Source organism: Cetobacterium sp. ZOR0034 (assembly GCF_000799075.1).
Taxonomy (GTDB): domain Bacteria; phylum Fusobacteriota; class Fusobacteriia; order Fusobacteriales; family Fusobacteriaceae; genus Cetobacterium_A.
On the sequence record NZ_JTLI01000113.1, the window covers coordinates 269 to 11,562 of the forward strand.

Annotated in this window: 8 protein-coding genes and 2 riboswitches; of the genes, 2 read left to right on the forward strand and 6 right to left on the reverse strand. The window is 28.7% G+C overall.

The features are described from left to right. The first annotated feature begins 320 nt into the window (after positions 1-320). Both glmS and L992_RS12795 read left to right on the forward strand, forming a co-directional pair. The gene (gene glmS / locus L992_RS12790) at positions 321-2,141 is read left to right on the forward strand and encodes a glutamine--fructose-6-phosphate transaminase (isomerizing) (protein ID WP_047396666.1); all 1,821 of its coding nucleotides are present in this window, start codon (positions 321-323) and stop codon (positions 2,139-2,141) included. Between the two features lie 99 nt (positions 2,142-2,240). Further along, a complete protein-coding gene (locus tag L992_RS12795; protein WP_047382378.1) occupies positions 2,241-3,095 on the forward strand; it encodes a DMT family transporter in 855 nt (284 codons plus the stop codon). 13 nt (positions 3,096-3,108) lie between these two features. Here L992_RS12795 and L992_RS12800 read toward each other — a convergent pair whose 3' ends face one another. The 6 genes from L992_RS12800 to L992_RS12825 form a co-directional block, all read right to left on the reverse strand. Further along, positions 3,109-3,648 carry a YkgJ family cysteine cluster protein gene (locus tag L992_RS12800; protein WP_156110718.1) on the reverse strand — a complete coding sequence of 180 codons (540 nt, stop codon included), beginning with the start codon at positions 3,646-3,648 and terminating at the stop codon, positions 3,109-3,111. A 7-nt stretch (positions 3,649-3,655) separates the two neighbouring features. Further along, a complete protein-coding gene (locus L992_RS12805; RefSeq protein ID WP_047396669.1) occupies positions 3,656-5,623 on the reverse strand; it encodes a TonB-dependent receptor in 1,968 nt (655 codons plus the stop codon). Between the two features lie 6 nt (positions 5,624-5,629). After that, positions 5,630-5,820, reverse strand: a riboswitch (cobalamin riboswitch). 72 nt (positions 5,821-5,892) lie between these two features. Next, positions 5,893-6,360, reverse strand: coding sequence for an NlpC/P60 family protein (locus L992_RS12810; protein WP_052194008.1), 468 nt, complete (start codon positions 6,358-6,360; stop codon positions 5,893-5,895). Further along, positions 6,347-6,733, reverse strand: a complete 387-nt coding sequence (locus tag L992_RS12815; protein WP_047382383.1) for an META domain-containing protein — start codon at positions 6,731-6,733, stop codon at positions 6,347-6,349. Before L992_RS12815 ends, L992_RS12810 begins: the two co-directional genes overlap by 14 nt. A 42-nt stretch (positions 6,734-6,775) precedes the next feature. Continuing rightward, on the reverse strand, positions 6,776-8,047 hold the full coding sequence (locus tag L992_RS12820; protein ID WP_047382385.1) for a hypothetical protein: 1,272 nt from the start codon (positions 8,045-8,047) through the stop codon (positions 6,776-6,778). A gap of 88 nt (positions 8,048-8,135) precedes the next feature. Beyond that, positions 8,136-10,913 carry an EAL domain-containing protein gene (locus L992_RS12825; protein WP_047396671.1) on the reverse strand — a complete coding sequence of 926 codons (2,778 nt, stop codon included), beginning with the start codon at positions 10,911-10,913 and terminating at the stop codon, positions 8,136-8,138. Positions 10,914-11,002: 89 nt separating this feature from the next. Further along, positions 11,003-11,078, reverse strand: a riboswitch (cyclic di-GMP riboswitch). Positions 11,079-11,294: the final 216 nt, after the last annotated feature.

The following is an 11,294-nucleotide window of genomic DNA, read 5'->3' on the forward strand; positions in this document are numbered from 1 at the left end:
ATAATAGTACCATTTTTTTTAGAAAAAGTCAACAAGTTTTTTATTTTTTTTAAAAATATTTTTTATTGCAAGTTTTTTAATCTTATGATACTATGAAATGACTCTATATTAAGGAGAATTAAAAAGAAAATAAGCGCCAGAACTTTTTAAGTTGACGAGGACTGGAATTATCGAACATTCGGCGGATATTCCAGAGGTTACTACAACCTTAGACCTTCTACAAATCTAAAGGGTGACTTTTAGGACAAAGGAAGGTAAGTAGTAATTCTTCTTAAATATAAAGAACATTGAAAATTAAATATTTTAAGGAGGATTTTTTTATGTGTGGAATTGTTGGTTACATAGGAAAAGGAGATGCAAAAAGCGTAGTTTTACAAGGACTTGAGAAATTGGAGTACAGAGGTTACGACTCTGCAGGTATCGCAGTTATAAAAGATTCTAAGATTATTGTAGAGAAGAAAAAAGGTAGATTAAAAAATCTAGAATCTCATCTTGAAGGACTTGACTTAAACTCTCATATCGGAATCGGGCACACTAGATGGGCCACTCATGGAGAACCTTCTGATAGAAATTCTCATCCTCACTATAGTGAAGATATGTCTGTAGCTGTCGTTCACAACGGGATTATCGAAAATTATTCATCTCTGAAAGAAGAACTTATTAAAAAGGGGTATAAATTTACATCTGATACAGATACTGAAGTTGTAGCTCATCTTATACACTCTATCTTCAAAGGAAACTTACTAGAAACGGTAAAAGAAGCAATCACTTACTTAAGAGGTAGTTTTGCTCTTGGAGTTATTCATAAAGATTTCCCTGATGAAATAGTTTGTACTAGAAAGGATAGTCCTCTTGTTATCGGAATTGGAGAAAATGAAAATCTTATAGCTTCTGATATCCCGGCTATTCTAAAATATACAAAGAACGTGTATTTTTTAGAAGATGGTGATATCGCTAAATTAACTGCAAACTCAATCCAAATTTTCGACAAAAATTTATCTCCTGTACAGAGAGAGATTAAATTTATCGAATGGGATTATGAGCAAGCTACAAAAGCTGGATATCCTCACTTTATGATCAAAGAGATTTTTGAGCAACCTAAATCTATCGAAGAAACTCTAAATAGAAGAATTCAAAATGGAGCAATTGATTTTTCTGATGTTCTATCTGATGAAGATATCAAAAAATTCAATATGATTCATATCGTTGCTTGTGGAACTGCATATCACGCTGGTTTACAAGGCCAATATGCATTAAGATCAATTTCTAGAACGAATGCTCTTGTCGAAATTGCCTCAGAATACAGATATATGAATCCATTTGTCGATGAAAATACTTTAGCTATTTTCGTAAGCCAATCTGGAGAAACTTTAGATACTCTAGCAGCTTTGAAGGAAGCTAAATCTAGAGGTGCTAAAACTCTTGCTATCACAAACGTTGTCGGATCTACTATATCAAGAGAAGCCCACAATACTATTTACACTATGGCTGGACCTGAGATTGCAGTTGCATCAACTAAAGCTTATACAACACAAGTTATTATTTTCCAACTTCTTTCTATCTATTTAGCTGAAAAAAAGGGATTACTTAATAGCGACGAGGTTAACAAATTAATCGAATCACTTTACTCTATTCCTTCTAAAGTTGAAAAAGAGCTTCAGAATACAGATCTTTTAAAATCTGTTGCAGAGTTTATGAAAGATAAAAGTAGTGGGTTCTATATTGGAAGAGGAGTAGACTTTGCTACAGCACTTGAAGGATCATTAAAAATGAAAGAGATTACGTATATACATACTGAAGCTTTTGCAGCTGGTGAGTTAAAACATGGATCTATCGCTTTAATAGAGCCTGGAACACCTGTTATAGTTGTAGCTACGCAGTCAAATCTTTTAGAAAAAACCGTTTCAAATATGAAAGAACTAAAAGCTAGAGGAGCTCACATTACAACTATCGCAAGAAAAAGTTGTAAAGAAGCTATCGAAGCATCTGATGAATTTATTGGAATTGATGATATTGAAGATGTTTTCTCTGTTTTACTAGCTATTATACCGCTTCAACTTCTATCATACTTTACATCTGTTGCAAAAGGAATTGATGTGGATAAGCCTAGAAATCTAGCAAAATCAGTTACTGTTGAATAATATAAAAAGAGCCAATCGGCTCTTTTTTTTATACTTTTTAAGTAGAATTTAACATTTTTTCATGATATAATACTTTTAGAATTAAGGGAGGAATATATTATGAGTGATAGATTAAAAGGAACTTTATGGATGTGTGTGTCCGCTTTAGGTATGGCCTTAATGGGAGCTACAGTTAAATTTATTGGTAGTGATATCTCTACTTTCGAAAAACTTTTCTTCAGAAATCTCGTAGGAGTCGTTATGTTGCTCTTTTCTATGAAAGGTCAAAATATAAATATCTGGGGTAGTAGCAATAAAAGTAGATTATTTATGATTTTTAGATGTGCAACCGGCTTAACAGGAGCTGTTCTAAATTTTTACTGTATTAACAAACTTTATTTAGCTGATTCAGCTTTATTAAATAAACTTTCACCATTCTTTGTTGCTATTTTTGCAACTTTATTTTTAAAAGAAAAATTAGAAAGACATCAAATTCCTATACTTATTGTCGTTCTATTCGGAGCATTATTAGTTATAAAGCCTAAATTCAGTTTTGAAATGTTACCAGCTTTAGCCGGATTTTTATCCGCTATTTTTGCAGGTGGGGCCTATACACTAGTAAGATATCTAAGAACTATGGAAGAACCTTCTACTTTGGTTTTATGGTTTTCCGCATTTTCAATGATCGGTATGATTCCGCCAATGCTTATTCAAGGATTTATAGTCCCAAACAGGATACAACTACTTTATCTTATTCTAACAGGTATTTTCGCTACAATCGGACAGATTGGTTTAGCTTATGCTTATAAATATGCTTTAGCTAGTGAAGTATCTATATATCAATATTTAAGTATTATATTCTCTGCTATAATTGGGTTTATGGTTTGGCAGGAGATTCCAGATATTTTCAGTATGATAGGTGGTCTTATAATTATTGGTGCTGCATTATTTAATTATAAATTATCAAAAAAGTGATTGCAAATTGCAATCACTTTTTAAATTCATCTATTATGCTACTCAATTTTATATTTTGATCTTTTTTATACTCCTGATATTCAGGTATCGCTTTATCATCTATAAAACAATATTCTTTCTCATCCAAAGAAAACTTTTTCAAAATTTTATCATAAATGCAAACATCTTCTTTTTCAATTCTTATTACAGTTGATTTCCCTTTTTTACACGGTTCAAGAGGAGAACAAGTTTTAAAACAATCACTCTTTTCATATATTTTATAAGAAATATATCTACAGCATATAGGTCTAAAATCATATATCAAACAACTTTTACTCTCTTTATCATGAAAATAACATGCCTTATCCTCTAATTTATTCCTTAAAATTTTCTCTTTAACAATATCATTAGAACTAATAAAGTTTAATATCTCTGCTTTTTCTTTTAAAGATATCAAAGAATAATCCCAATTACAACAACCACAACTATTACTCGTCTGATTACAAACTCTTTCACCGTTTGATTTTACAATTTTTTCTTTAGCTTCCTTTAAAATATTTCTCAGCCTCTTCATAACTACCTTAGAATTTATAAGTCGCTTCCAACGTATAAATTCTTCCATCCCCTCTATTATATTGTCTTATATCATCCCAATATCCCACATATGTTGCATATTTTTCATCAAACAAATTATTAACTCTTCCAGTTAATGTAAGAGATTCTAAAGGTTTATAAGACAATGAAATATCAACAGTTGCATAATCTCCTTGATCCTTTTTTCTGATATTTGTAGGATCATCCGAGTCAAAATATCTTCCATAGTAAATTACATCTGCGTTTCCAACTATTTTAGGTGTAAATTCATATCTTGCACCAAATCCCAATTTCCAATTAGGAATAAAAGGAACCTCTTTATCTTTTAAACTATCAAATTTAGAATCTTTTATTTTGTGATATATATATGTTATTGATGTATTTAAAGTAAGCTTTTCAAAATAATGTTCTGCAAAAATTTCTACACCGTATCTCTCAGTATCTCCAATATTATAATATGGGAAATTCGAATACTCCTCACCACTATAATAGATTTCATCTCTTGTCATCTTATAGAATGTTGACAAACTTATATATGTATCATTTATATAATCTTTCACACCAAACTCTATTGTATCTTGTGTTTGTGGGTTTAATTTTTCAGCATTTACTGTATAACGCATCTCTGATATTAACGGAGTTCTAAAATCTCTAGATAATTTTCCATAAACAACGCCTGATTCATTATAGGAATATCTCGTTTCCAAAGTGTAAGAATAGTCATTATACTTTGTCTTATTTTTAGTATCCCACTTCTCTTCTGGAATAGGTGATCTATTTCTAAAATAATAGTTATACTCTGCAGTATTGTATCTAACACCTTGTAAAAATGTAAATTTACCTCTTTTATTTTCATTCATTAAGAATATTCCATAACTATCTTTTGTTGAATCATCAATTCGTTTATCTTGTGGAGTCGCAATCTCTTTAGTTAAATCAGTTCCTAACATAAAATAATCACTCTCTGTATAGTTATGCTTTAATTGAATTTTCCCATAAAATTTTTCCTCATCATCTTTAGGAATTACGGTTCCTGTTTTTGGATTATGAGTTTCAAATTTCTTTTCATAAAAACCTAAATAAGAGTACAGTTGAGTTTTTTTATTCAAATCATATCTATATCCTAAGTAATAATCATTGCTATGTGATTCACCTCTTGAAATATTCCCCGGATTTCTACTATCATTTTCATAAATATCCTCTGGTACATCACCATCTTTAGCATATTTTTTTTCATCTCTTGTATATCTAAAGTCAATCTCTCCATCATTTAAATTATATTTTGTACTTAGCACAAAGTTCTTTCTTTTACTAAATATATCTCCATATTCATCGCCTCTTTTATCACTTCTTTGTAAGCTAGAGTTATATCCAATACTTGTTGCAATTTTTTCTGTCATTTTTGTATTCACACCAACACCAAATTTATTAGATTCATGACTTGATACAGATCCTGATATATGCCCTGAATAATTTTTCCCCTCTGAAAATGAATCAATTTTTTTTAATCTAATATTTACAATTCCTCCAATAGCTCCATCACCGTATAAAATCCCTCCACCGCCAGGAACAACTTCTACTCTTTCAATATTTGCTATTGGAATATTTGTTATCTGATCTCCTTTTATAGGTACTCCATCCAATGTTACTATGGTATTTTTTTCTGCATGAACAGGACTCCCTGCTCCACGCACATCAAATCTAATACTATCATAATAATGTGATACAATAACTCCAGGTGCCATCCTTACAATATCCACAAGATTTTGAGCCCCTTTTTCAACTATCTCTTCACTTGTTATAACTGTTATATTCGCTCCTGTTTCTTTGATATTGGTTTCAAAATTATCTGTGGTTATAACACTTTCTTCCAGTTTTATAATCCTCTCATCTAACTTTGAATAAGCCAAAGTTGTGTAAGTCAAAAGACTTAGCACCATGATTTTTCTATTCATTTTTCCTCCCTCGAAGTATCATCTTAAAAGTATCCTGACTCATTTCACCCTACTCGCACCTCTTCCCAAGTTACCTCAGTGAGCTTTTGTGCTTTCGTCAATGTTACAGTGGCGGGGCCGTAGTGGAATTTAACCACACTTCCATATTAAGATGTCATTTTTTAGTACTTCACATGTTAACACATCTTACTTAATATTTTCCAATATAATTTTTTTATAACAAAAACTTTATCTGTACATTTAAAATATAATAACAATTTAGGTATAATTTACAAAACCTTTCTAACTTGCCACAAATGCTTATTCCAATAATCATCAACCTCAGAGATAATCACCCCTCTAGAGGTTGATGCATGTAAAAATCTATTATTTCCTAAATAAACACCTACATGACGTATTTTTTTTCTACCAATTTTAAAAAATAACAAATCTCCAACTTCCCAGTGAGTTCTATTTTTTATTTTTTTCCCTTCTAAGGACATCTTTTCAGTTGTCCTAGGTAAACTAACTTCAAACTTCTGTTTATATAAGTGTTGCATAAGAGCTGAGCAATCTACTCCCGATTTAGTAGTTCCACCTAATCTATATTTAGTCCCCTTCCAATTGTTGTAAAAGCCTGAAATTTTAACTACTCTAACCTGTCTTTCTTTTTCACTAATTTTAGCTGATGAGCACCCTGTCAACAAGAGTAAGAACAAAATCATTATATTTATTAATATTTTTTTATTTCTTAACAAAATTTAATTCCACTCCACTTTTTGTAACTATTCGAATTCCATTTTCTGTTATTCTAACCTCTTGTGCTTCTTTTAAGTTTTTTAAATACCCTTGCTCTTGTAACATTAAATTTTCTGGTCCCATCATTCTAGTTGTACCTATTTCCCCCACAGAAATTTTATCTCCATCTATTTTATAAGTTGCAAAATATCTATTCACTCCAGAATTACCTACTATTTTTTCCTTCTGAAAAAAAACATCAATCTGACTTTCTTCAATTACATTCTCTAAACTGTAAGTATTATCGAGAACTTTTGATAACACATCTACCTTTTTAGCAAAACATCCTCCCATTAAAAAAATCGCAAACAAAACTAATACCAATTTCTTCATAATTTCACACCTCACCTTTTTTATTTAATAATATTTTATAAACTAATTTTCTATATAAAACTTTAAACGAACACTCTCTATAATATTTTCATTTTTATCAAAAATTTTATAATTAATTTCCGACCCTTGAATTAAATGATTTAACTTATCAATACAAATAGAAGCTCTTCCATTTTCAATTTTCATTCTTCCAAAATCTAAATCTATCTCTTCACTTTCTCCAAACTCATCTATCTCTTCTTCTATATCATTTACTTTTATTTTAAGACCACTATATTTTCCAGACAATACTCCCGTTTCCTCTAATAAATAATACCCTTGAACCTCTCTAAAATCATCAATATATATTTTTTGCCCAGGTATATACCATTTATCTAAGGCTATCGTCTTTGAAACTTCATTTTTCATAGCTAATATAAAAACTTTATCAATCAAAACCTTTTTTACTCTATTGTAACTAAGACTTAATACCTCTCCCTCAATTCTATAATTCATATTTAAATCCAAGTTTTGAGGCAACTCTAACCCTATATAAATCTCTTTCGTATCATTAAATATATCATCATTTAACTGCTCGATATAAATATTAGGATATACCTCTTTTAAAGGAACAATTCTAACATTTTCTAAACTTTCTTGCTTCTCTATATTTTCCTGAACGATTTTCAATGAAGCTTCTTTAGCTAAATTCAATTTTAGTCCTTCCGAATTTACCTTGTTTTTAGTTATTTCTAGATCATAATCATTCAAACCTATCTTTTTTATAATCAAATATTTTTTACCATACTCCTGTTTCTTCAAAATCGGAGTTTTATAATCAAAATCTAAATATATTTCAGGATTAAATTCAGGCATATTAATACTTAGTTTCAAAACTTCTTTTCTATCCGAATATTGATACTCTATCTCTAGTTCATATTTACCTTTTACCAAGTTCCACTGATCTACCATAAGTTCCATTTTTTGCCGATTCAAATTTTTCCATCTCAGATTTATAGTAAGTCCACCCAACTCTATATTTTCAACTGTAAAACTATACTGCTCCCACTCCACATTTTTTTGAAGTAAAACATTTCCATCTTTTTTTATAATAACTCTTTCCAAATCTTTTCCTATCGTTAAATTCTTCCCCACTATATCAACGCTTGAAAAATATCCCACTGTATTTGGATAAGTTGCTACTGGTACATCTGATAAAATCAAATAGTGTCCCTTTCCTAACAATGGTTCATTAGCTTTATAATTCAATGTTAACTCCTGAGTAATTGCAAACAAATTTAAAGATATCAAAAACATATAAAATATTATCCTCATTTATTCCCCCTTATTTTAATTTTATAAAGTTATTATACTCTATTTTTTTAAATCTTTAAAACATTTCAAAAAAAATAGAGCCAAAGCTCTATTTTACTGTTATAAATTTTAAAAACTCTTTTAATCTCAAAGCTTTACTATATAAAAAACCTTGTCCTATATCAACGTTATTATTTTTTAAAAATCCTAATTGATAATCGTTTTCTATTCCTTCAGCTACAATCTTAAATCCTAGACCCTTTACTAACTTTATCAAATTTTGATAAACATATCTAGAACTTGCCCCCTCTTCTTTAACCATATCCAAAATAGATTTATCAAACTTTATAGTATCAACATCTAATATTCCCAATAATGCTATTGATGAATTTCCAGCTGTAAAGTCATCTATCGAAACTGTAATGTCCTTATCTTTCAACACTTCTATTTTTTCTTTGATTGTTAATACATTTAATGCTAATATTGACTCTGTTAATTCAATCTCTAAATTTATACCAGAAATTCCTATTTTTTGCATTAAATCAAATATAGTTGATATAAAGTCATCTCTTTCGAAGGTTTGAAGTGAAACATTAAAAGATAATTTTAATTTTTTTTCATTTAACGCCTCTTCATATCTTTTCAAAAAATTCATAGTTTCTTCTGCCATTAAATAATCCACCAAATGTATCTTCTTTAATTCTTCAAACATTGGAATGAACTCTGCCGGAGAAATAAATCCTAATTCATTGGTTTCCCATCTTGCTAAAACTTCTGCTCCAACAACCTCTAGTGTTTTAACATCAAACTTCGGTTGGAAAACCGGATACATACCTCTGATATTTTTCTCATTAATTAATTTTTTTATTTTATTTTTTCTTTCTATCTTCTCTATAAGTAATTTATCAGCCTTCGTTATTAAAATTTTTTCTTGCTGATATCTCTCATTATTATCAATTATTTCTAAATATTTAAAAATACTTTCAACACTTTCATTCTTACACTTTTTCAAATATGCTATTCTAATCTTATTTTTTATTTTATACTCTTTCTCAAATCCTAATTTTACAATCTCACTTTTTATAAGTTTTGTTAATTTTTCGATATCATCAACTTTTGCAAATATATAAAATTTATCTCCAGCAACTTTGTATATTTTAAACTCTGAACACTCTCTTGCTAATATTCGAACTAGCAAATTCGATATCTCTAATATCACATCATTTCCGATTCTCCAACCTAAATAGTTATTTATATATTTAAGCATACTCAAATTAATCTTTAAACACTGTCCTTCTTTTGTAAAAAATACATCTGCTTCGTTTAAATATGTAAAATAATTAGGTAATTTAGTTAATTTGTCTTTTAAAAAATCTTGATTCTTCTTATTTTTATAGTAAATTTCAAATATGCTATAAAAAACAAAAGCTAAAAAAACTGCACTCAATATGAACTTACCTATATTCTCTTTTTTTCGATTTATTATTTCCTCATAACTATTTTTTTCTTCGCTTTCAATTCCTTTTCTGATTATCTCATCTGTATCTCGACTTGCTCCTAAAGCTTTTTCAATTATATCCCTCAAAACATAATCTTTTGGATGAAATGCGAAACTAACAGGAAACTTATCTCTCTCAATACAAAGACTCCATTCAGAGACATTAATAATATTATAACTCAAAATTATATTTATCTTTTTTTCAGTTAATGCTTTCATTAATTCTTTATAATTTTTATAGAATCTTATATTTTTTTGATTGTAGTGTATTTTGGCATAACTCTCTTCGAAGCTTTCCTTTACAACACCTATTAACATTTCGTCTTTCATTTCTACTCTCTTCAATCCATGAACTTCATATAAAATAACTTCCTCTAAATTTGAAGTAAAAATATACTTTTTCATTCTTTCATTTGTTTTTATCATTGGAAGCATTCTTATTTTCCCTTGATCAAACAAATTTAAAAGCTCTTCCCAGCTACTTTGAGGTTTATTTTGAATTTTAAAATTCATTCCTGTGAAAAAAGAAAATTTTTTTAAAACTTCAGGTAAGGCACCTAAATACTCTTTATCATTTTGTAAATAATAACTCCATTTCTGCTCAGATTCTAAACCAGTCAAAATAATCTGGTTTTTTTCTATGAATTCTTTCTCTTCAAGATTAAGTGATTCTAAAAATTGTTTTTTTTCTTCTTCGCTATTTTTTTTATAAAAAAATTGTGTTAACTCACTTAAATACTTCTCTTTTATAGCATTATTTAAAATAGGTAGTAATTTTTCATTTTTTAAACTAATTCCTAATGCTATTCTTGGAAGCTCACCAATCCTCATTCTATTTTCATACTTCAAGGCTTCTAATTTCGGAAGTAGTTTTGCTTTTTTTACTTTTTTTACTTTCAAGAGTTTACTATTATCTTGAAGTAAAACTTTTGAATTTGCAATCAAATAAAACTTAAAAACTTCATCATATAATTCACTTCCTAAAACATCTTCATTTTTTAAAGATTTCAAATCAATCTCCAAATCTTCTGATACTAAATATAACTCCTCTTTGTAAAAAGGAATTGAAAAAATTATATTACTCATTACTTTATTATTTATATATACTCCGCCTAGGATTTCATTTTCATCTATTCCACGAACATCATCCATAGATACATATTTAACTTCTAAATCCAACCCCAAATACTCCTCAAACATTTCGATTATAATATCATTAAATGTCTGATTATTATCTTTTCTATTTTTATACTCTTTATCATCTAAGTATAAAAATATCTTCTCTTTTTTATATAAGTCTAAAATCTCTTTTTCCGACTTTGTTTTAGGAATGTAACTTCCTTTTGCAAAACAAAATATGGTTAAAAGAAAAAATAAAAATATTTTCATTAAAATTCTCCTTTATTTATCTTCAAAGAAATTTTGAACTATGGTTTTATTTTTTATATTAATAATAAAAAAAGTTGCAGTAAAAATTTTACTGCAACTGGCTGCCATTTTACAGGCCCTATAGCTTTGCGTCATAAAGTTTCCTTTATTTTGCCTATATTCTTCAAGTACTTTTTAGAAACTTTTCTATGTGAAATACATCTAAAAATAGTATATTATATAGACAAGGATAAGTCAATCTCAATATTCTAACCCTTTTTATCCAAAAAATTAAAAAAAACTCCATAATATGGAGTTAAATATCTAAATGGTGCCGCTTATCGGAGTCGAACCAATTACCTACTGATTACAAGTCAGTTGCTCTACCAGGTGAGCTAAAGC

Bases quoted from the DNA above. Each gene is read 5' to 3' on its own strand.
- L992_RS12795 (WP_047382378.1), top strand. From the start codon at position 2,241: ATGAGTGATAGATTAAAAGGAACTTTATGGATGTGTGTGTCCGCTTTA.
- L992_RS12800 (WP_156110718.1), bottom strand. From the start codon at position 3,648: ATGAAGAGGCTGAGAAATATTTTAAAGGAAGCTAAAGAAAAAATTGTA.
- L992_RS12805 (WP_047396669.1), bottom strand. From the start codon at position 5,623: ATGAATAGAAAAATCATGGTGCTAAGTCTTTTGACTTACACAACTTTG.
- glmS (WP_047396666.1), top strand. From the start codon at position 321: ATGTGTGGAATTGTTGGTTACATAGGAAAAGGAGATGCAAAAAGCGTA.
- L992_RS12815 (WP_047382383.1), bottom strand. From the start codon at position 6,733: ATGAAGAAATTGGTATTAGTTTTGTTTGCGATTTTTTTAATGGGAGGA.
- L992_RS12825 (WP_047396671.1), bottom strand. From the start codon at position 10,913: ATGAAAATATTTTTATTTTTTCTTTTAACCATATTTTGTTTTGCAAAA.
- L992_RS12820 (WP_047382385.1), bottom strand. From the start codon at position 8,047: ATGAGGATAATATTTTATATGTTTTTGATATCTTTAAATTTGTTTGCA.